The sequence below is a fragment of the Enterobacter sp. HK169 genome (genome assembly GCF_001719105.1).
In the GTDB taxonomy this organism is placed as follows: domain Bacteria; phylum Pseudomonadota; class Gammaproteobacteria; order Enterobacterales; family Enterobacteriaceae; genus Enterobacter; species Enterobacter asburiae_B.
This window is the reverse complement of record NZ_CP017087.1, coordinates 4,078,167-4,098,558: the sequence shown is the minus strand read 5'-3', so window position 1 is coordinate 4,098,558 and position 20,392 is coordinate 4,078,167. Positions and strand designations below refer to the sequence as shown.

Below are 20,392 nucleotides of genomic sequence, written 5' to 3'. Positions count from 1 at the left end.
AATGGACGCAGGAGCGTTAGCCCCTGTCGGAGGGGGTAAATACAATCATGATTTACCCTCTTCAGGCTCTAATGAACACGCTGACATCCTCCTTGATTACGCTGGCAAATATATTGCTAAAAGCCCGCACGATACGCGTGCTGATACTGTCCACTTTCAGCCTTTACTGGCTGGTGCTACTACATATCCCCTGGCCTAACAACGGAGATTACGGCATGAACCTGCCGATGAACCTGCTGAGCTGGGGCATTATCTCACTGCTGGGTTTGATGGTTTGGCTATTACAGCGGGAAAAAACGGTGCGCTTCACCCCTACCGGTTTGCTGATGCTGGCTAGCGCGATGCTGTTTACCGTTCCGGCTTTCTGGTCACCGCACGAGGCCTTACCCATCGCTCTACCGAGGCTTGTCGGCATCTGGGGCGGAGCGTTGGTTTATATCACGCTTCTGCAGCAACCCATTCGCGAAAATGAAACCGTTGCCCTCTTTTACCTGTTGACCGCCGCAGCTGTTATTGAGTGCACCCTCTCTCTGGCCGGGTTTTACTGTCCGCAATATTTGCCTTTTCCCCTCAATTCGCTGGCGGAAATATATGACGGGTACGCGCCCGGCGTCTTTCAACAGCTCAACGTGACCGCCTCGTTTCTCGCGACCGGGCTTGCCGCCCTGCTCTATCTTCTTGCCGATACGCGGCGCGCGCTTTATCTGCCGCAAGCCGAGCGTGTGCGGTTCGTGGCTATCAGCGTCGCCATTATCGTGATAACGGCGACGCTGGTGCTCTTCCATTCCCGTATTGGCTGGATTGGCGGGTTAACGTCGATAGTCTGCGCATCGGTGCTGTTCGCACAGGCACGTTTTCGACACCGCACTACACGCTGGCGGCGCACGCTGATAATCCTGCAGCCGGTGCTCGGCGGTCTGCTCGGCACGGCGATACTTCAGCAGTCGGTTGTGGCATCGCTCCTGCATGAAGGCTCTAACCAACAGCGCTGGCTGACCCTGGCGTACACGCTGCGCATGATCGGCGTCCACCCCTGGCAGGGCTGGGGGCTGGGGATGTTCGAATCAGCATTTCAGCACTTTATGGCCGCATTACCCGGTGACAACCCGAGCCGCGAAATGATGCAACACCCGCACAATGAGACGCTGTATATCTGGGCGGAGGGCGGCGTGATGGCGCTGGCGGGCGGGCTGTGTCTCCTGTGGGGCTGGATAATTCTTTTCCTGAGGCGAAAAAGCCTGTGGCAATGGGCGGCACTGCTCACCACCTTGCCGATTCTGCTGCACACTCAGGTGGAGTTTCCACTCTATTATTCCGTGGCGCACTATTTTGCCATTCTGATTTTAATGGCCTCGGCAGACGGAGAACTCCGCACACTTCAGGTTCGCAGTTCGCGGTTACGTTGGCCGCTGGTGTTCATCGCACTGTATGGCTTAGTGCTTTCTGCACAGCTTTTTTTTGCCAGCATTGTGCTGGGAAATTTTGAGACGGGCAGACTTGCTTTCCCTGAGAGCATTACCGGTTTACACGTGCCGGGACTCATGCAGATGCGCTATCAGCGTGACCTTAGCCAACTCCATTTGTGGCATTTCAACCAGGCGGGCGATATTGATGAACTGGAAAGATATGCCACAGAAAATGGCGAGTGGATTAGATGGCATATGGAAGAAGATGCCTGGAACGATGAGGTTAATATCTTATTATTTTTAGATCGTAAGATTGAGGCAGATAAATTAAAAAAACAGGCGCATCGGTTAATGCCGTGGGACGATCGCTTTAAACCATAGAGGGTAAAAATATATTCAGCCGCGCTTGTCACCTTGTTTTTTATACGGAAAGAAAAGACTTAAACAGAATTTTCCGTAATCCATCCTGTGAAAAATTGCCAAGGAAAATCAAGATGCTATGCAGTTTGCATGTTAATAAATAAAAACCAAGGGGCTCCTGATCGTAGGCTGCAAATCGACACGCCGCTGGAGATTGAGATCAATGAGAAAAGGGTGTTGGAAGTACTGACTAAGCAATAAATAAACGATGCCCGTTGAGGAATATTATAACTGATGTTCAGATAAATGAGGAGAAGCGTGAGTGAAAGAGCGAGACCGGGCTTCCTGCCCGGCTCAACATTACTGGTACGTCAGGTTAAGTACCGCAGTAGCATTTGCAATGCCCGGTTTAACCTTATCTTTAGTCTGAATATAACGCGCGGTGATAGGGAAGCTTTCTTGTCCTCCCTGGGATTGCTTGAGCACAATTCTACTATTTAATTTTAATGGCTCGTTATTGTATAGAAGTTGAACTCCAACACCTTCGGCAATACCCTCTTGTCCACCATCCGTTGTGAGACTCAATACACTACTATCACTTGTTTCATTGGACTGTACGCCGTTTAAAGTAATGTTAACATTAGCTCCAGCATCACAATCAAGCCCAAGATTTACAGTCCTTGCTTCCTTTGAAACAGTGCCTGGAGCAATAAATTGTCCAGCCATAACATCACCTATTGGAAATGCAAGTGATTCTCCGGAGACAATAGAGCATGCAACTTGGTTAATAGCAGATGATGAAACAATGCTCCATGTTACATGAGAGTTTGCATCAGTATTTTCATTATCAGCAGCTTCATATTTAACTGCCTCTCCGGTCAGCAATACACCAGATGTTATATTTTCAGTTTTAATTAATTCAGCGTTGGCTTCAGAAAAACCAAATCCCCCGGGTTCAGAGGCAGTGAACACGAAACCGCCTGGGGATGGTGCTGCGTAAGCTCCGCCATGATTCCAACTATTTAATCTTATACGAATACCTACCCCTGGAACATTTGTTTTATAAACGTTATCAACTCCAGAAGCTTGTGCACCATTATAGAGCATTACCACATACACACTACAACCATTACTTAAAAAGTAATGTGGATCGCCCGTCAATGTTCCTTTCGCAGAAGTAATTACACTTCCAACGGGAGTATCACGTTGAACTGTAATCGTAGGGTTAAATTTTATGGTTTCATTCGGACTACTAGCTACGTATGCGCTACAACCATATGAATATGTTGACATCATGATTAAAAGTAACGCCAGAGATTTTAGATATATACTCATAACACACCAATTAAATTTACACATAGTGAGGTATTGCGTTAAGAATAGTTCAAAACAAAGGTTGCAATAACATTGGCACTACCTCCAGAAACAACATTGGAAACAGATATATAACGAGCCGAGAAATTTAAATCAATAGAATCTTGCTCCGGATGAATTAGATATCCATTGCTTTTTTTATTTGGCGGTATTAAAACATCTTTATCATCATAAATACCTAAAGCGATTCCTTTTGATGATTCTGTTTCTGAATCAACCGAAAAATAATCAGCATTAAGAGAATTTACCTCTCCAGAAAAAGTTATACTTACCTCACTCGCTGCAGGGCCACAATTTTTAAGATTGATGATAAAAGGAATTGCATTAGATCGCGTACCTGCAATCGTGAATTCTTTGACAGGTACAGCTCCCATGTAAACAAATTTATCTTGTGATTCGCTGGAAATTTCACAGGTGTTATCCTCAATTGTGCCTGATATACTCACTACACCATCATGTGCATTTGCATTGCAAAAACATACCCCACAAAACAAAAATGCAAATAGATAAAAAACCTTCAGGTTTAACATGATTAACACTCACTGATAAGTCAAATCAAAATACATAACAGCAGAGGCTTCTCCAGGAGTTACCACGGCTTTAGTAGACTTGTATCTCATTAAAAATGACAGCGTATTTGTTTCCCCATCCAGTTCATAGATTAAAGGTTTCACACTATCAAAAGGCAATATTTTAAAACTGTTATCCAGTAACTCTATTCCTAATCCCGTTGCTAACAGTTTGCCCTTCCCAGTATCGGTTATTGCCAATAGTGTAGGATTATCACTGTCCGTTTTACCTGAAAAACTCACCTGGACATTCTTTAATTTTGGATAGCAATTTTCTAAATCAATATTCATCGCTTTGAATGAAGAGGTGCTTCCTACCGTAGGAAAATCTTTCCCAGAAAATGCACCGATCATTATAGATTGATCCGGAGATCGAACAGTACAACCACTGGCAGTAATACTACCCGCAATCGATAGCGTCGAATCGGCTGTCAATGCAAGTGGAACAAAAAAAAGATTACCCAAAAGCGTCAGCGTCACGACGTTAAGATATTTCAAATATAGTTTCATCGTTTGCATCCTCTTTAATGACAAAGCTCGTTCATCTGAGTAATGGCGGAATTCTCTGCATAAGCAGGGAACTGATATTTCACCCGGCACGTTTGCTCGGCCCCTTCCCCCCACTGAACCTGCAACTCACCTTTCGGAGCCAACCCGGATAAATAGACCTGCCCGTCATCTCCGACAATACTGCCCGCGCCATCATCATTACGTGTCACTGTCGCCCCAAACGGAACCGGTTTGTTATTGTTCATTAGTGTTAATAACGCCCGGATACCGACATGCGCTTTAAATGTTGCCCTAACCAGCGCGCCGCGCGTAGGCACAACGTCTACCACAGCGTTATCAAGATCAACGCTGTCACCTAAAGTCGTGGTGTCCAGGCCTATCCGGTTTTTACGATAGGTATTCGCGAAAGGAACAACAGCGAAACCACGCCAGTCGGTTTTCACGCCAGTGGAGTTTTCAACTTTAACGTTATCCGCACCCGGCGCTTCAATCAGGACGTTCGTCTCACCCAACGGCTGACTCAGGGTAATGCCGTGTCGATGCGCCACGATGCCCCCGGCAACGCCATAGGTCACCTGCTGAGAATCGCCGTTATCGGTATAGTTGTAACCCACGTTGGCGTTCCCGTACCCGCCCTGATAAGCAAGGCTGGCATTACCGCTATTACCTGTACCCTGATTACCGTAGCCCTGCTGAACGCTGTAGCTCAGGTTATTGCCTTCCAGCAGGGTACCGCTGATCCCGGCATTCTGGGTGACGCTACCGTCGTTATCCTGGTTCAAGCTGTATGTCGCAAACGTATTATTTGGCGACGTGGCACCCTGTGGAGAAAGCCATTTACCGATCGGTAATGACAGGTTGAATGCAATCATTTTGTCGGCTACGGGTTGGCCGGACATCTGGCTGTAGTTATAACTCACACCGATATTAATATCCTTCCAGGTGGTGTTATAACCAAATTGCACCAGCGTATCCTTACCATCGCTATGCCAGTAACTCTGCTGGCTTCCGCTGAGATAAATGGAGCCAAAACCACCCAGTTGTTGAGAAATATTGACCTGCAACTTTCCGCGCTTGGTGTAATAGAGGTTGTAGTAGTCGAACCAGTGCGGCACATCGTTGTTATCATCATCATCCTCGTTCAGCGGATTGCTGTTATAGCCATCCATGTGCTTGTACGTAGTATCCGTAAAGGTGTAATAGCCTGACGTTGAATAGCGATAGCCTAATAACTGGAAGTTAGTTCCTATTTCGTTTAACGATTTTGCATAAAGCAAACGCAATGACTGACCGCTATGCTCGGTCTCATCAATAAGCGTACTTTGGGCGTGAGTGACATCCGCAGACAGCGCGCCCCAGTGGCCCATATTGACCCCCGTCCCGATCGCCATTGCCTTGTAATTGTCAGACAGCTGTGCGCCGCCATACAGCGTAAAACCATGCGGCAAGCCACAGCTTAATGTTCCTTGTGCGAAAGAGACTTGATCTTGCTGTTCGTTGCTGGTGCGGTACTTCGCGGCCGTGGCAGAATATTTCAGACGACCTTCGCGCTGTAGTAACGGGACGGCGGAATAAGGGACAGAATAGGAGGTAATAGCACCATCCTGCTCTTTTACTTCTACCGTCAAATCCCCGCTTGAGGATGTCGGAAAGAGATCGTCTATTGCAAAGGCGCCAGGCGCTACGTAAGTCTGATAAATAACGTATCCGTTTTGTTTGATCGTCACCTGAGCGTTGCTTTTTGCAATACCGCGCACCGTTGGGGCGAAGCCTTTCAGGCTGTCCGGCAACATATTGTCGTCTGAGGCCAGCTGAACACCACGGAAGCTAACGCTGTCAAACACGTCACCACTGGTATAACTGTCCCCCACCGTCAGTTCACTTTTCAGCGAGATGATCGTGCGTTCCAGAAAACCACTAATGTGTTGCCACTGGCTGGTTGTCTCTCCATTACTACTGGTGCTACGGTTAAATGTAGAATAGTCACGATAACGCCATGCTCCCAGGTTAACACCGCCGTTTAGCCCCAGAAAATTGCTGCTACCTTCGCCGCTGCTGTCTTTTCGTCTCGAGCCATTCAGGTTGTAGTTCAGAAGCAGGGCGTTGATCCCCTGATCCCATTTTTCCGGAGGAATGTAGCCCCGTGCGCTATTTTTAAGCGCAACCTGTGGCACACTGAGATCCAGGCGCTGCTTGCTAAAATCAAAACTGGCTTTAGCCCCCTCAATCAAAGTCGCGATGTCGATACACTGCCCGTCTACAGACTGTTTTCGGTCTTGCGGAATACTTAGATCGATACCCAGACCATCCAATACTTTTCCGGATAAACAGGCGGTTAAACCTGTATCATCGGAGGATGACGGGGCGCTGGAATTCTGCGTTTGCCGGGCCTGAAACTCGACATCATGACTGGTGATAAAATCATTATTGAGATAAATGTCTACGCGATATACCCCAGGGGCCTGGCTGCCGTCGTTTTCAAAGCGGGATAGATCGGCAACCTGATTTTTGCCATCCGCTAAAAAAGCCGGATTAAAATAGTTCTCTGCATGCAAAACACTGGAAAATAAACCCGTTCCAATAACTAACGCTAATGGAGATAACCGCCAGCGGACTGCATTAATCATTCGAGCTTGTTTTCGAAGTTTCATAACAACTTATGACCTGTCTGCATTACGCATTGCATGTTAGTGCTGGGGTTACTGCGCCATAGTCATTCATGGTCTGGAAAGAAATACTGCCCTGGGCATTATCCGGCGCCGTTACCTGAAGGTTACCCATTGGGGGAACCATGTTGTTCGGCAATGCTTTCCCTCCAACGCTGAATTTCACCAGCGAAACAAAATAGGGAGAAGGGTTTGTAATGGTGATGCTTTTTCCACTACGCTGGCAACGCAGCGTTGCAGGTGCATCCATTGATTTCATTTTTAAATGCGCAGGGCGAACAAATAATTTGATCACACTTTGCGTAGCGATCTGTAAGGTATTACCCTGGAGTTGTTTTTTATCGAGTGAAGGTATTGCTTTGTTATTGAAGTAAAATACTGACTCGCGATCTTCCGGAAGTTTTGGGCCTACGTACATGATGCGCAGAACGTTCGCTTTTTCAGGCTTCATCACAAACAATGGCGGCGTCACGGTAAACTGTGTGGATTTATTACCCTGAAGATCGGACACCCAAGATTGCACCAAAAACGTCTCTTTCTTATTGGTGTTAACAACATTGATGCTGGTTTGTTTTTCACCCAGCGGATAAATGATTCGGGTGGCCCCCAGCGCGATCCCTTCTGCATAAACTAAATGACTATTTCCCAGGCAGATCATTAATAAGAGCAACGTTGAAATAAAGGTTTTCATTTTAAAAATCCAAAAAAATAAAAAGCATCCTGGTGAGTACTTATCCATTTTTACTTACTGATAAATCACCGAGAAAGTGACGGTCGCACTGGCATCCCCCGCCGTAACGGGCATCGATACAGAGCGATATCGGGCGGTAAACAGTAATGTGTTCTCTCCGGCAATCAGCGGCATTTTTGCGAGAGGTTGGCTATCAGGGATCACCTGGTTGCCTCTCATATCAAAAATACCAATTCCGACGCCCTTTGCAGCACCAGAGCCAAAACCTGCCTGAAAGACCTGTGGATCCTTAAGATCAGCCAGTCCGTTGAAGGTGACGCTTGCCGACTCGCTGGTTGAAGTGGCACAATTTTCAAGCTTAATCCAGAAGGTGACCGGTTCAGCCCAACTTCCTGGCCCTAAGAATGAACCGGTGCGGACTTGACCCATCATGACACTCTGGTCAAAACTCTGCGTATCAATTGAACATGAGCTATTAACCACAGCACCATAGAAATGCACTTTTCCCACGGTTGATATATCGCTACTAATACCTGGCTGAATCAATAGCAGTTGAACGAAAATTATCAGTGCTATCAGACGAAACATGTTTATCTCAATAAAAAAATAATGATGAAGCGCCCGAAATATCCCCCCGGCATTCCAGAGGGGATAAATAAAGCAATCAGGAATAGATGATCTGGAATGTTGCAACAGCTTCAACAGCACCCGCAGTTGGTTTATCGCCAGTTGTCAGATAATCAACACTCATAGGAATGGTGTTGTCGCCTTTTGACAGCGGAATGGTGTCAGATGCGGTACCAGAGTTAACGTCCATCTGCTTACCATCTGGCCCGAACAGGCGCAAAGCCACGCCAGTTGCTGCACCGGAACCTGCGGTGTTAGCCAGCGCACCTGCGGAAGCAGCGTCAGACTGGCCGCTGAAGGTGATAGCCGCATTGGTATAGGTGCTGACATCGCAGTTAGTCAGGGTCACGTAGAACGGCTTAGACTGGCCAGAAACGGCATCTTTAGCGCCGAGGCTTTTCAACGTAATTTGATCAATATGGACAACCTGGTCTTCAGATTCCAGGGCAACAGCGCACGGTGCGTCTACCACAGAACCCATAAACTTAATATTACCACCGTTAACGGTCGTAGTACTTGCCGCCTGTGCACAGGTAGCGCTTGCCATAATAGATGCCATAACTACAGCTAACATATGCTTCTTCATTTAAAACTCCAGATACCTATAATAAAAAAGAAAAATCCTGTTCTCACAAATAAAACATTATTTTTCAGCGAAAAAAAAACACTCAGCATGTTGTAACAATATTTTATTTACAAGGGTATTTTTACAATATTAACTTTTTAGTCAAAGTGAAACATGATCCTTTCTTGGATCCTAAATAGGATATTGTTTAGAAGGACAATACCCTTAGCGGCACTTAGAATTACAGCATCAGCATGGAGAACTGACTTTTCCATTAAGGAGACATATATTATCTCTCGGAGTTTTACCGTGAAAATTATTACTATTTTACTGCTTGGCTGCACTGTCGCCGCCACCTGCCAGATGGCTCACGCAACGGTCAATATTGGCGGAACACGCCTCGTCTATGCAGGTGCAAAAAAAGAAGTGTCACTCAGCGTTCGTAATCCAGACAGTAGTCCTTATCTTATTCAGACGGTTATCGATAATCTTGATAGTAGTCAGCAAAAACCGCCCTTCATCATCACCCCTCCGCTTTATCGCCTTGATGGAGGGAAAGAAAACCTAATGCGCGTTATCCAGTCAGGCAATCTTCCACAAGATAAAGAGTCCATGTTCTGGCTACGTGTTAAGGCGATCCCTTCAGCGCCACGTGAAAAAAATACGCTACAAATTGCGGTATCAACCAGCATTAAACTGATTTATCGCCCGGACTCGCTGAAAAACCTGGACGTAGAGAAAGAAAGCGACAAACTCAGCTGGCATATTTCCGGCAACCAACTGAATATCAACAATCCGACGCCCTGCTACATTAATTTCAATGAAATAAGTGTTGCCGGAAAAAAACTTACGAATGTCTCCTATGCATCACCGGGCAAAACAACATCGTTTACGCTCCCTGCGGGAGTTAATTCCGGAAATATTCAATTCAGCGTCATTAGCGACTTCGGCGCTGTGGGCAAGATGCACTCAAAATCTGCTTAAATGGCCATTACTATGTTCAATGTAAAAAAATTCTTTTTATCATCAACAGCCTGTATTTTTCTTACTGTCGGCTCGGCTCACTCCGCGTTTGCCGCAGACCCAGTACAAATTACCGTAACGGGCAATATTGTCGCCTCACCTTGCGTAATCGATACGGGAAGTGAGTCGTTAAATATTTCTCTAGGCGACCAGTTGCAAAGCGCCGATCTGAACGCAGCAGGAAGCAGTTCTGCATGGGTACCAATTAACGTCGTTTTCAAAAGCTGTCCGGCGGGTACGTCAACGATAACCGCAACATTCCATGGCACAGCCGATGCTGGCGATCCTAACACGCTGTACAGCAACACGGCGGTAGATGCGGGAGAAGACAAAGCGGCTAAAAATATCGCTGTTCAGCTTGAAGGTTTGGCTAATGAAGCTTACGGCAATGGCAAAACGGCGACTATTGATATTGCCTCCGCAGGCACGACACCCACCTTTAAGATGCATACTCGCGCTTTCAGTAAAGACGGTGGCGCGACACCGGGAAAAATCAGCTCCGTTATCACGATGTCATTCACGTATAACTAACAAACGGGTTTTTCTCTCGGATGCGGCTCAAGGATGGTCGTTTCCGGTCTTTTTTTCATTGTAGGGTGCTGAAAGGGATATCATGATTTTCTCTCGCTTTGCGTCTTTGCTGGCTGCATTCAACGCGGTTTCCTCATCGCCTGTACGTTAAACATCCTTCATCCTCTCAGCCTCTATAAGATAACATGTTATATATTGCGTGTGCCCATGGTGTCATTTATAACCTTGTTCTCACTTCCACTACTTTTATCAACCTCTGAAATACTCGTAGTGATATTTCTCAGGGTATGTTGTACGCTATGAAACCTGAAAATTATATTATAAAACTTATACATGAACTCTCTGAACCGGAGCGCGTCAGGGTAGGACACCAACGGCAAATCATTTCATTGGATCAGCATGAAAAACCAATGACATTCATACTCCATTCCGGCATCGTCGCCGTCTACCGCACGAGAGACCGGCTTCTGCTGAAGTTTATCGAAGCCCCGATGATCGTTGGTATGAATAATCTTATTGATACCAATGCGGGATTTTATATGCAGGCCTGCGGTGAAATTAGATATGAAATCAAACCGCTAAAATCTACATTTGCAATTATTAACAATCGCAATCTTTGGCAGGAGGCCGCCTATTCGTATATGTACGCCATTAAACGATTACTGGAAGCTCATGAAACTTCGGTTGGGTTGTCTACTTATGAGTTAATTCGCCTTAATCTTGTGTCACTGATGACAGAGAAGGAAGACCTTCGTCTGTCTGTTAATGCCTGTGACTACATACAGGAAAAGACTCATCTTTCGCGCAGTCGAATTATGAAGATCCTGAGCGATTTGAAAACAGGCAACTATATTAAAATTGAACGTGGGCTCTTAATGGCAATAAACAGGCTTCCGGATAACTACTGACCCGGTAAACCAGGTTTATTTGTTCTGCTCCGCCAACCATGCCATTGCCCTTTCTCCCGCCTCATCCACCGGTAAATACACCAGCAGCCGCGATCCGTTTCGCGGCGCGGAGTACCAGTACATCTGCTGCAGCGTAAAATCCCCCAGCTCGGGATGGGTAAACAGCTTGAGCTGGTTCTCCACGCCGCGCACGTCGTTGCGCTGGTGCCACAGGGTTTTAAACTCTTCCGACACCGCAAAGAAGCGCGCCAGTTTGGCCTCCCACAGCGGATCGCCCCGGTGCTCGGCCATCGCCGCCCGGAAATAGGAGACAAATATGGGCAGCACATCGTCACGTCTGCCGAGACGCGCGCGCCACGCCGGATGGGTGAGGAACAGGTAAATACAGTTACGGTCTTCCGGCGGAATTTCATTGAAATCGACGCCCATAAGGTGCCCGAAGCTGTCGTTCCACGCCACGATGTCGAAATTCGGTTTCTGAATGCTGGCGGGTTTAGGCATCAGCGTATCCAGCAGGCGGCGCGTGCCCTCGCTGATACCCTCGCAGCAGACCGCCTGCGGGGCTTCACCCGGCGGCAGCCCGGCTAACACGAACAGGTGTCGGGCCTCGGTCGGAGTGCATTGCAGCGCTTTTGCCACAGCCGCCATCACCGCGCTGGACGGATTGACGTCCCTGCCCTGCTCAAGCCAGGTATACCAGGTCACGCCCACGTCCGCGAGCATCGCTACCTCTTCCCGGCGCAGACCCGGCGTGCGGCGACGACCGCTGCGCGGCAGGCCGAGACGCTGCGGATCGAGGCTTTCGCGTCGCGCGCGTAAAAATGCCCCCAGCTGTTTTCGGGTGTCATCCTGAAGTGAGACGACGGGTTCAGACATCAAGGCCATAAATCCCCCTGCATGGTAGTGCCAGTACCAGTATAAGCAAGAACTGGTACCCGTTTATCAGATGGTTGATGCTACGACCATCTGTTGAATGACGCAATGGAGTTACCATGAATACGTCAGTTGTTTCACCGGGCCGCGCTGGCCTGATATTGCTGCTAACCGGCCAGATGCTGCCGATGATTGATACCTCAATCACCAACGTCGCGCTGGACGCCATCACCCATTCGCTGAACGCCACCGCCACCGAGCTGGAGCTGATTGTCGCCCTCTACGGCGTGGCCTTCGCCGTCTGCCTCGCGCTCGGCAGCAAGCTGGGGGACAACTTTGGCCGTCGGCATCTGTTCATGTGGGGCGTCGCGAGCTTTGGCCTGGCCTCGCTGCTGTGCGGGATGGCGGGGAACATTGAACAGCTGCTGACCGCGCGCATCGTCCAGGGGGCGGGAGCCGCGCTGATCGTGCCGCAAATTCTTGCCACGCTGCACGTGACGCTGAAAGGTACGGCGCACGCTAAGGCCATCAGCCTGTTTGGCGGCATCGGTGGGATTGCGTTTATCGTCGGCCAGATGGGCGGCGGCTGGCTGGTGTCGGCGGATATCGCCGGGCTGGGCTGGCGTAACGCCTTCTTTATCAACGTGCCGATCTGTCTGGTGGTGCTGGCGCTGAGTCGCCATTTCGTACCCGAAACCCGTCGCGAGACGCCGTCACGCATCGACTGGACCGGAACCGTGCTGCTGGCGATCATTCTTTGCTGCCTGCTGTTCCCGATGGCGCTCGGCCCCCAGTGGCACTGGTCGTGGCCGCTGAAGGTTATGCTTCTCGCCATTATTCCGCTGGGTTGGCTGACGGCGCTGAATGCGCGCAAAAAGGAGCGTGAGAATGCCCATCCGCTGATCCCGCCGCGCCTGCTGCAGCTTCGCAGCGTTCGCTTTGGCATTCTGATTGCGATGCTCTTTTTCAGCGTCTGGTCCGGGTTTATGTTCTGTATGGCGCTGACCATGCAAACCGGTCTGGGGATGGCACCGTGGCAGTCCGGAAACAGTTTTATCGCGCTGGGCGTAACTTACTTTATTTCGGCGTGGTTCGCGCCGCGTCTGATTGCTCGCTACAGCACCAGTACCATTCTGCTGACGGGTCTGGCGATCCAGATTGCCGGCCTGCTGGCGCTGATCGCCACGTTCCGCGTCTGGGGAATGGAGAATACCGCCCTGACGCTGGCACCCGCGACCGGGCTGGTCGGCTACGGGCAGGCGCTGATCGTGAACAGCTTCTACCGCATCGGGATGCGCGATATTCAGCCTGACGACGCGGGGGCTGCGAGCGCCATTCTCAGCACGCTGCAGCAGGCCGCGCTGGGGCTTGGCCCGGCCATTTTTGGCGCGATTTTGCTGCACGCGCTGCAAAACCATCACGGGGATTACACCCATGCGGTTAACGTCTTCCTGATGGTGGAAACGGCGATGATGGTGGTGCTTGCCCTGGCGACGCTGCGCATCCGCCATAGCCTGTGCCTGCCGGTGGTGAAGGTCTGCCAGGCCACCAAATAAGCCTGGGAATTTGCATAATAGATCCGCAGCCGCCATTATGGGGCTGCATCAATACAGGAGACGTTATGCAGGAATTAATTGCTCAGGTTGAAGAGTTAGGCATTGAAATTAATCACACCACCTCTTTAGTGATTATCTTTGGTATTATTTTTCTTACCGCCATCATCGTTCATTTTATTCTGCACAAAGTGGTGCTTCGCGCGTTCGAAAAACGCGCGCAGGCCAGCAGCCATTTATGGCTGCAGATCATTACCCAGAATAAATTATTTCACCGTCTGGCCTTTACCCTTCAGGGGATAATCGTCAATGTCCAGGCGGTACTGTGGCTGCAAAAAGGCAGCGAAGCGGCGGAAATTCTCACTACCTGCGCAAAGCTGTGGGTCATGGTGTATGCCCTGCTCTCCTTCTTCTCGCTGCTGGACGTGATTTTTAATCTGTCGCAGAAAATGGCCACCGCATCACAGCTCCCGCTGAAGGGGATCTTCCAGGGCATCAAGCTGGTGAGCGCCATCCTGGTGGGGATATTGATTATCTCCCTGCTGATCGGCCAGTCCCCGGCGATTCTGATCAGCGGTCTGGGCGCCATGGCCGCCGTGCTGATGCTGGTGTTTAAAGACCCGATACTCGGACTTGTGGCAGGGATTCAGCTTTCTGCCAACGACATGCTCAAGCTCGGCGACTGGCTGGAGATGCCCAAATACGGTGCCAACGGCACGGTAACGGACATCGGTCTGACCACCGTTAAAGTACGCAACTTCGATAATACGATTACAACCATTCCGACGTGGGCGCTGGTCTCCGACGCCTTTATCAACTGGAGCGGCATGTCCGCCTCCGGCGGGCGACGCATTAAGCGCAGCCTGAATATTGATACCACCAGCATTCATTTTCTCGACGAGCAGGAGCAGCAGAAACTTATTCAGGCGAAGCTGCTGAAGCCCTATCTGGCCGCGCGACATGAGGAAATTAGCCTGTGGAATCAGAAGAACGGTGAAGGGGAGTCAGTATTAAATCTGCGTAAGATGACCAATATTGGGACCTTCCGCGCCTACCTGAATGAATATCTGCGCAACCATCCGCGTATTCGCAAAGATATGACGCTGATGGTGCGCCAGCTAGCGCCTGATGCGAATGGTTTGCCGATTGAAATATATGCCTTCACCAACACGGTGGTCTGGGCAGAATATGAGGAGATTCAGGCCGACATCTTCGACCATATATTCGCGGTGGTGGATGAATTTGGGCTGCGTATTCACCAGTCCCCGACCGGGAACGATATTCGATCCCTGGCGGGCGTTATCGCCAGATAATCCGTTTGTAGGCCCGGTAAGCGAAGCGCCACCGGGCGTGAAAGCTGGTGCAGTCTGGTGCCCTCACCCCGGCCCTCTCCCACAGGGAGAGGGAGAAAAGCGGATCACTTTTTGCGGGAAAGCTTAAACGCCACAAACAGGAAGATAACCCACACCGGCAGCAGCATCGCCGAAAGACGCATCTCATCCATAGTGCACATCAGCACCAGAATCAGCCCGAGGAAAGCGATACAGATGTAGTTCCCCGCCGGGTAAAGCAGCGCTTTGAACTGCGTCTCGCGTCCCTTGCGGCGCATCGCGGCGCGAAAGCGCAGGTGCGCAAGGCAGATCATGATCCAGTTCAGCAGCAGCGTGGCAACAACCAGCGCCATCAGCAGGCCAAAGGCTTCTTTCGGCAGCAGATAGTTAATCAGCACCACCAGCGACGTAATGGCGCCGGAAAGTAACAAGGAATTCACCGGCACACCGCGACGGCTGACGCGGGTGAGGAACTTCGGCGCGTTGCCCTGCACGGAGAGGCCGAACAGCATGCGGCTGTTGGAGTAAACGCCGCTGTTATAGACCGACAGAGATGCAACCAGAATGACGAAGTTCAGCGCCGAGGCCACCACGTTGCTGTTCAGATCGTGGAAAATCATCACGAACGGGCTGCTGTCGGACTTCACTTCCACCCACGGATAGAGCGCCAGCAGCACCACCAGCGAGCCGATGTAGAACAGCAGAATCCGGTACACCACCTGGTTGACCGCTTTGGGAATGCTTTTATGCGGGTCGCGCGCTTCCGCGGCGGTAATGCCGATCAGCTCTAGTCCACCGAAGGAGAACATGATCACTGCCAGGGAGAGGATCAGCCCTTTCCAGCCGGTCGCCAGGAAGCCGCCGTGCTGCCACAGGTTGTCGATCGTGGCGCGCTCGCCGCCGTGGCCGGAGAACAGCAGCCACAGGCCAAAGCCGATCATCCCGATAATCGCCAGCACCTTGATCAGCGCAAACCAGAACTCGGTTTCGCCATACAGGCGCACGTTGACGAGGTTAACGGCGTTAATAATGATGAAGAAGGCCGCCGCCCAGATCCACGTCGGAACATCCGGCAGCCAGTACTGCATGTAAATGCCCGCGGCGGTCAGCTCCGCCATCCCCACCAGCACGAACATTACCCAGTAGTTCCAGCCGGACAGGAAGCCTGCAAACGGACCCCAGTATTTATAAGCAAAGTGCGCGAAGGAGCCTGACACCGGCTCTTCAACGACCATTTCACCAAGCTGGCGCATGATCAGGAAGGCGATAATCCCGGCGATACCGTAACCCAGCAGCACCGCCGGGCCAGCCATCTGAATAGCGGGGCCGATGCCGAGAAACAGCCCGGTACCGATCGCGCCGCCAAGGGCAATTAACTGAATATGTCGATTTTGCAAACCACGTTGCAGCGTCGGATTCTGATCCGACGAGGCTTCAGCGCTACCATGGCCTGAAGCGGATGACGCGTCTTTCACGTCCTACCCCTGTCTCTTTTTTAGAAGGGGCACGTTTTAACACTTCATGCTGGAGGTAGCAAGGGATTGGGGCATCCCTGCCCCGGATAACGAGATGGAACGCTTAAAACGCGTAGCCAACCGAAACCTTAAAGGTGCGCGGTTCGCCCTGCGTAATATAGGTACCGGAATCATCCACGCTGGCCCAGTAGTTTTCATTGGTCACGTTGTCGATGCCCGCACGAACCGTCATCTGGTTTTCATTGTGGTTCACCGCGAAGCGATAACGCATCCCCAGATCCAGCGTGGTGTAGCTGTCCAGCTTTTTGGTGTTTGCCAGGTCAGCGTACTGCGCGCCGGAGTGGTTCACGCGGGCGGTGGCGGTCAGGCCGTCAATCGGCTTGATGTCGTACTCAGCGCCCAGCACGGCGTAAAAGTTCGGGATCCCGATCGCATCGTTGCCCTGATTCACGCCATTTTTGGTTTTGGTCAGTTCGGCCTGCAGCCAGGTGGCGCTGGCGTTCAGACGCATCCCCAGCATTGGCTCGCCGAAGACGTTCAGCTCCACGCCACGGTTACGCTGCTCGGCGTCCAGGCCGTAGTGGCCGCTGTCGTCGAGGATCGCCGACGGCATTTTGATTTCGAACAGCGCAAGCGATCCGCCCACGCGGCCGAAGTCCGCCTTCACGCCCACTTCGTTCTGCTTAGAGTGAACGATACCGGTGCTCTGGCCGTAGTTGGTGGCGGTGTTAGGTGCGGTTTTGCCCGGCTGCAGCGCTTCGGTGTGGTTTGCATAAAGGGAAATCGCCTCCCACGGCTTGTAGACCACGCCGTAGGTGGGCATCCAGCGGCTGCCGTCGAAGCCGTCCGCCGCGTTTTCCGCACCGGTGACTTTGTTATACCCGCGAATGACGACTTTCTGATGGCGGGCACCTGCGGTGAACAGCAGCTTGTCGTCCAGCACGCCCAGCGTATCGCTCAGCAGCCAGCCCTGGGTACGGGTGCGCCCGCTGGTCAGCGGATCGCTGTACTTTCCGCCGGAACCGTTGAAGTTGGTGCTATCCGGCATGTCGACGCCGGTGTTGTGGTAGATGTTGGTGGTCGGGTTATCTTTCGTCGCCGACATTTTCCACGCGATTTTTTCATTTTTGGTCATCGCCGAATAGCCAACGTTGACCTTGTGCGAGACGAAGCCGGTATTGAAATTACCGCGAACGCCCGCCATGCCGCTGACGGAATCGCTTATGCGGTTGGTATCAAGACGGCTGACCGTTGCCTTGCCGCTTTTATCCACCAGCTTCGGCGCGCTGTAGATGCCTTCCTCGTGCGCGTGCTGCGCGCCAAGACCGGTATAGGCGGTCCAGCCGTCGGTGATGTCGTACTCGCTGCGCCACATCCCGAATTCGTTTTCGATGTTGCTGTAGGCCCACTTCTGCGAGAAGTTGCGATCGTTTTTCGGCGGCTCCGGAACGAAATCCACCGCGGAAATATTGACGCTGGTCGGGCTGCCGTGGAAGGTTTTCTTCTGATAGCCCAGATCCAGCGAGGTGCGGAAGCGGTCGCCGGTGTAATCCAGGCCGGTAGAGAGTAGCGTGGTGCGGCGGCGGTCATTCGGTATGCCGGTTTCCCCTTCGCGATGAACCAGGTTCACCCGCGCGCCGAACTGGTCGCTGTCACCGTAGCGACGGCCCGCATCCAGCGTGGTGCCAATCTGGGAATCCGAGGTGTAGTCCACGCCGACTTTCGCCTGCGGGAGTTCGCCCGCGTGTTTTGGCTCAAGGTTAATCATCCCGCCCACGCCGGAGCTTGCCGCGCCGTTCATCAGCGAGTTGGCCCCTTTAAAGATCTCGATGCGGTCGACCATCTGGGTATCCACCACCTGGCGCGGCAGCACGCCGGACAGGCCGCCAAAGGTCATGTCGTCGCCGTCGAACTTCAGGCCACGGATGCGGTAGGTCTCCGCGCTGTTGCCGTACCCCTGAACGAACTGCACGCCCGCGTCGTTCGCGACGACATCGGCAATGGTTTTCGCCTGCTGATCTTCCACCAGCTTCGAGGTGTAGCTGATGATGTTGAACGGCACGTCCATGGCGTTTTGCTGGCCCAGCATACCCATGCGCCCGCCGTTCGCCACCTGTCCGTCAAGGAAGGCCGGTACCAATTGGTCGCCGCCGGGTTTGAAATCGCTGGCTGGTGCAGCCTGGACAACGAGGGTGTCCTCTTTTTGATTGTCCGCCGCAAAGGCGGAATGTGTCGCCGCGCCAACGGCGAGCGCCAGCAGCGTCTTGTGTATTTTGGTGTTGTTCATCGTTAACTCATTTTAAAGTGCGCGCAAAAATGACCCGTTGTCGGGCCTTAGAATGTATTGAATGCAATGCAAATGAGAACTATACGCATTATCCATGCGTTAGCAAGCGTAACCGCGTTCATAAGGAGATTTGGCGAGAAAAGAGGGGGAACAGCCACCCCGTTTCGGGGATGGCTGCAATAACATTATTTTTTCTTGTAGATATTGGCCGTACCGTGAATTTTATTGTTGGTGTTCCCTGAAGTGAGCACCAGGACATCCGCACCTTGCTTATCGGCTTTCTCAATCAGTTCTTTTTTCGCATCATCCACCGATACTTCATTCGAGGTGTTTACCGTACCGATTTTTTTATATTGAGATGCAACTTTCTTGAACTCGCTTTTAGTGAGTAGCTGGGCAGCAAAAGCATTGGTCGTAAACAGTAACGCAGTTCCCAACAAAATAGCAGTCGTCTTTTTCATAACCTTTTTCCTTGAGATTAATCAGCAACTACGAAAAACCTCACGCATTGTGGTGAGGTTTTATGAGCATGGTAGAGAATCTCAGGAATTGCCATGCGTTCGGGAAAAATCTTTTATAACAACCCGTTGCATGAAATTACTAACGAATATTAAGAATATTCGAATACCCGCGCGGTGCCAGCAATATCAACGCGTACCGCCGTGCCCGGGTTCCATCCTGGCTGGCTTACGGTCTTCAGAATTACGGGCTGCTGCTGCCCGGCTAATCCCAGGGTGAGCGTCGACAGCTGGCCGGTGAAGTCCACGTCGAGAATCGAGATCGGGCTTTCATGCGCTGCACATGCCGTCACGCGTAATTGTTCAGGACGCATCATTACTCTGCCCTGTCCTGTCGCCTGCGCGTTGTCCGTCGGCACTTCACCCAGCGCGCACACGGCATACCCGGCAGCGAGCTGAGCAGGCAGGATCACGGCATCGCCAAGAAACAGCGCCGTCTCTTCGTCAACCGGACGGGTGTAGACGTCATAAGGCGTACCGACCTGCGTGAAGCGTCCGGAGCGCATGACGGCAACCTGCGTGGCAAAGGACAACGCTTCGTTCTGATCGTGGGTGACCAGAATCGAGGCCACGCCCGCTTCGGCCAGCAGATCGGCCGTTGCCTTACGTGTCATGGCGCGAAGGCCGGTATCCAGCGCCGAGAATGGTTCATCCAGCAGCATCAGTGAAGGACGCTGTGCCAGCGCACGGGCAAGCGCCACGCGCTGCTGCTGTCCGCCGGAAATCTCGTGGGGCCAGTGCGTTGCGAGCTGCCTGTCCAGAGAAACCATCTCCATCAGCGACTCAACGCGCTGGCGCTTCTCGTGGCGAGTGCCGTCCAGCCCCCAGGCGATGTTGTCTGCCACATTGAGGTGCGGGAACAGCGCCCCCTCCTGAGGCACAAAACCGATCCGGCGCAGGTGGGCGGGAACAAAACTGTTTTCATCGAACAGCGTTCTCCCCTGCATGACAATGCGCCCGGTGTCAGGCGTTTCGAACCCGGCCAGAATACGCAGCAGCGTGGTTTTCCCCGACCCGGACGGCCCGACAATCGCCGTCCTGCTCCCCGGCGCCACGCTCAGGTTTAAGCTGTCGAGCACCTGCACATCAGAAAACGATTTAGAAATGGCGGTTAATTCAAGCATG

General features: G+C 51.5%; 18 protein-coding genes. 6 read left to right on the top strand and 12 right to left on the bottom strand.

The annotated features are described in order from the left end of the window. Window positions 1-71 precede the first annotated feature (71 nt). The gene (locus EnteroDNA1_RS19430; protein ID WP_166670499.1) at window positions 72-1,787 is read left to right on the top strand and encodes an O-antigen ligase family protein; all 1,716 of its coding nucleotides are present in this window, start codon (window positions 72-74) and stop codon (window positions 1,785-1,787) included. Window positions 1,788-2,126: 339 nt separating this feature from the next. Here the strand turns inward: EnteroDNA1_RS19430 and EnteroDNA1_RS19425 are convergent, their stop codons facing one another. The 7 genes from EnteroDNA1_RS19425 to EnteroDNA1_RS19400 are packed head-to-tail and all read right to left on the bottom strand — an operon-like array spanning window position 2,127 to window position 8,789. Continuing rightward, entirely contained in the window at window positions 2,127-3,101 is a 975-nt protein-coding gene (locus EnteroDNA1_RS19425) for a fimbrial protein (RefSeq protein WP_071891611.1), read from the bottom strand. Window positions 3,102-3,139: 38 nt separating this feature from the next. Continuing rightward, window positions 3,140-3,670: a fimbrial protein gene (locus EnteroDNA1_RS22095; protein ID WP_083239562.1), complete on the bottom strand. Its 531-nt coding sequence runs from the start codon at window positions 3,668-3,670 to the stop codon at window positions 3,140-3,142. 9 nt (window positions 3,671-3,679) lie between these two features. After that, window positions 3,680-4,219 carry a fimbrial protein gene (locus EnteroDNA1_RS19420; RefSeq protein WP_064673589.1) on the bottom strand — a complete coding sequence of 180 codons (540 nt, stop codon included), beginning with the start codon at window positions 4,217-4,219 and terminating at the stop codon, window positions 3,680-3,682. Between the two features lie 14 nt (window positions 4,220-4,233). Next, window positions 4,234-6,870, bottom strand: coding sequence for a fimbrial biogenesis usher protein (locus tag EnteroDNA1_RS19415; RefSeq protein ID WP_073000845.1), 2,637 nt, complete (start codon window positions 6,868-6,870; stop codon window positions 4,234-4,236). Between the two features lie 22 nt (window positions 6,871-6,892). Then, window positions 6,893-7,624, bottom strand: a complete 732-nt coding sequence (locus EnteroDNA1_RS19410; RefSeq protein WP_231926982.1) for a fimbria/pilus periplasmic chaperone — start codon at window positions 7,622-7,624, stop codon at window positions 6,893-6,895. Between the two features lie 6 nt (window positions 7,625-7,630). Further along, the gene (locus tag EnteroDNA1_RS19405) at window positions 7,631-8,278 is read right to left on the bottom strand and encodes a fimbrial protein (protein ID WP_156779523.1); all 648 of its coding nucleotides are present in this window, start codon (window positions 8,276-8,278) and stop codon (window positions 7,631-7,633) included. After that, a complete protein-coding gene (locus EnteroDNA1_RS19400; protein WP_064673587.1) occupies window positions 8,241-8,789 on the bottom strand; it encodes a fimbrial protein in 549 nt (182 codons plus the stop codon). The genes EnteroDNA1_RS19405 and EnteroDNA1_RS19400 overlap by 38 nt, the downstream gene beginning before the upstream one ends. Before the next feature lie 288 nt (window positions 8,790-9,077). On the opposite strand from EnteroDNA1_RS19400, the gene EnteroDNA1_RS19395 reads away from it, so the two are divergent. The 3 genes from EnteroDNA1_RS19395 to EnteroDNA1_RS19385 all read left to right on the top strand — a co-directional run bounded on the left by EnteroDNA1_RS19395 (window position 9,078) and on the right by EnteroDNA1_RS19385 (window position 11,230). Continuing rightward, window positions 9,078-9,752, top strand: coding sequence for a fimbrial biogenesis chaperone (locus EnteroDNA1_RS19395; protein WP_231926981.1), 675 nt, complete (start codon window positions 9,078-9,080; stop codon window positions 9,750-9,752). Between the two features lie 12 nt (window positions 9,753-9,764). Then, window positions 9,765-10,322: a fimbrial protein gene (locus EnteroDNA1_RS19390; RefSeq protein ID WP_166670500.1), complete on the top strand. Its 558-nt coding sequence runs from the start codon at window positions 9,765-9,767 to the stop codon at window positions 10,320-10,322. A 299-nt stretch (window positions 10,323-10,621) separates the two neighbouring features. After that, entirely contained in the window at window positions 10,622-11,230 is a 609-nt protein-coding gene (locus EnteroDNA1_RS19385; RefSeq protein WP_158002599.1) for a helix-turn-helix domain-containing protein, read from the top strand. Between the two features lie 15 nt (window positions 11,231-11,245). On the opposite strand, the gene EnteroDNA1_RS19380 is transcribed toward EnteroDNA1_RS19385, so the two are convergent. Then, window positions 11,246-12,115 carry a helix-turn-helix transcriptional regulator gene (locus EnteroDNA1_RS19380; protein ID WP_064673585.1) on the bottom strand — a complete coding sequence of 290 codons (870 nt, stop codon included), beginning with the start codon at window positions 12,113-12,115 and terminating at the stop codon, window positions 11,246-11,248. A gap of 107 nt (window positions 12,116-12,222) precedes the next feature. Here EnteroDNA1_RS19380 and EnteroDNA1_RS19375 point away from each other — a divergent pair, with 107 nt between their 5' ends. Continuing rightward, on the top strand, window positions 12,223-13,659 hold the full coding sequence (locus tag EnteroDNA1_RS19375) for an MFS transporter (RefSeq protein WP_064673584.1): 1,437 nt from the start codon (window positions 12,223-12,225) through the stop codon (window positions 13,657-13,659). A gap of 65 nt (window positions 13,660-13,724) precedes the next feature. Continuing rightward, on the top strand, window positions 13,725-14,969 hold the full coding sequence (locus EnteroDNA1_RS19370; RefSeq protein WP_048978906.1) for a mechanosensitive ion channel family protein: 1,245 nt from the start codon (window positions 13,725-13,727) through the stop codon (window positions 14,967-14,969). 104 nt (window positions 14,970-15,073) lie between these two features. Here EnteroDNA1_RS19370 and pheP read toward each other — a convergent pair whose 3' ends face one another. The 4 genes from pheP to EnteroDNA1_RS19350 all read right to left on the bottom strand — a co-directional run bounded on the left by pheP (window position 15,074) and on the right by EnteroDNA1_RS19350 (window position 20,391). Further along, window positions 15,074-16,462, bottom strand: a complete 1,389-nt coding sequence (gene pheP / locus EnteroDNA1_RS19365) for a phenylalanine transporter (RefSeq protein WP_047061279.1) — start codon at window positions 16,460-16,462, stop codon at window positions 15,074-15,076. Between the two features lie 103 nt (window positions 16,463-16,565). Continuing rightward, entirely contained in the window at window positions 16,566-18,749 is a 2,184-nt protein-coding gene (locus EnteroDNA1_RS19360; protein WP_069303770.1) for a TonB-dependent receptor, read from the bottom strand. Window positions 18,750-18,934: 185 nt separating this feature from the next. Next, the gene (yahO, locus tag EnteroDNA1_RS19355; RefSeq protein ID WP_033144835.1) at window positions 18,935-19,210 is read right to left on the bottom strand and encodes a DUF1471 family periplasmic protein YahO; all 276 of its coding nucleotides are present in this window, start codon (window positions 19,208-19,210) and stop codon (window positions 18,935-18,937) included. Window positions 19,211-19,359: 149 nt separating this feature from the next. Next, a complete protein-coding gene (locus EnteroDNA1_RS19350; protein ID WP_069303769.1) occupies window positions 19,360-20,391 on the bottom strand; it encodes an ABC transporter ATP-binding protein in 1,032 nt (343 codons plus the stop codon). Window position 20,392: the final 1 nt, after the last annotated feature.

What these genes read in the sequence shown, in the direction of transcription:
- EnteroDNA1_RS19430 (WP_166670499.1), top strand. Translation starts at nt 72, where the DNA reads ATGAACACGCTGACATCCTCCTTGATTACGCTGGCAAATATATTGCTA.
- EnteroDNA1_RS19425 (WP_071891611.1), bottom strand. Translation starts at nt 3,101, where the DNA reads ATGAGTATATATCTAAAATCTCTGGCGTTACTTTTAATCATGATGTCA.
- EnteroDNA1_RS22095 (WP_083239562.1), bottom strand. Translation starts at nt 3,670, where the DNA reads ATGTTAAACCTGAAGGTTTTTTATCTATTTGCATTTTTGTTTTGTGGG.
- EnteroDNA1_RS19420 (WP_064673589.1), bottom strand. Translation starts at nt 4,219, where the DNA reads ATGAAACTATATTTGAAATATCTTAACGTCGTGACGCTGACGCTTTTG.
- EnteroDNA1_RS19415 (WP_073000845.1), bottom strand. Translation starts at nt 6,870, where the DNA reads ATGAAACTTCGAAAACAAGCTCGAATGATTAATGCAGTCCGCTGGCGG.
- EnteroDNA1_RS19410 (WP_231926982.1), bottom strand. Translation starts at nt 7,624, where the DNA reads ATGGATAAGTACTCACCAGGATGCTTTTTATTTTTTTGGATTTTTAAA.
- EnteroDNA1_RS19400 (WP_064673587.1), bottom strand. Translation starts at nt 8,789, where the DNA reads ATGAAGAAGCATATGTTAGCTGTAGTTATGGCATCTATTATGGCAAGC.
- EnteroDNA1_RS19390 (WP_166670500.1), top strand. Translation starts at nt 9,765, where the DNA reads ATGTTCAATGTAAAAAAATTCTTTTTATCATCAACAGCCTGTATTTTT.
- EnteroDNA1_RS19385 (WP_158002599.1), top strand. Translation starts at nt 10,622, where the DNA reads ATGAAACCTGAAAATTATATTATAAAACTTATACATGAACTCTCTGAA.
- EnteroDNA1_RS19380 (WP_064673585.1), bottom strand. Translation starts at nt 12,115, where the DNA reads ATGGCCTTGATGTCTGAACCCGTCGTCTCACTTCAGGATGACACCCGA.
- EnteroDNA1_RS19375 (WP_064673584.1), top strand. Translation starts at nt 12,223, where the DNA reads ATGAATACGTCAGTTGTTTCACCGGGCCGCGCTGGCCTGATATTGCTG.
- EnteroDNA1_RS19370 (WP_048978906.1), top strand. Translation starts at nt 13,725, where the DNA reads ATGCAGGAATTAATTGCTCAGGTTGAAGAGTTAGGCATTGAAATTAAT.
- EnteroDNA1_RS19360 (WP_069303770.1), bottom strand. Translation starts at nt 18,749, where the DNA reads ATGAACAACACCAAAATACACAAGACGCTGCTGGCGCTCGCCGTTGGC.
- yahO (WP_033144835.1), bottom strand. Translation starts at nt 19,210, where the DNA reads ATGAAAAAGACGACTGCTATTTTGTTGGGAACTGCGTTACTGTTTACG.
- EnteroDNA1_RS19350 (WP_069303769.1), bottom strand. Translation starts at nt 20,391, where the DNA reads ATGCTTGAATTAACCGCCATTTCTAAATCGTTTTCTGATGTGCAGGTG.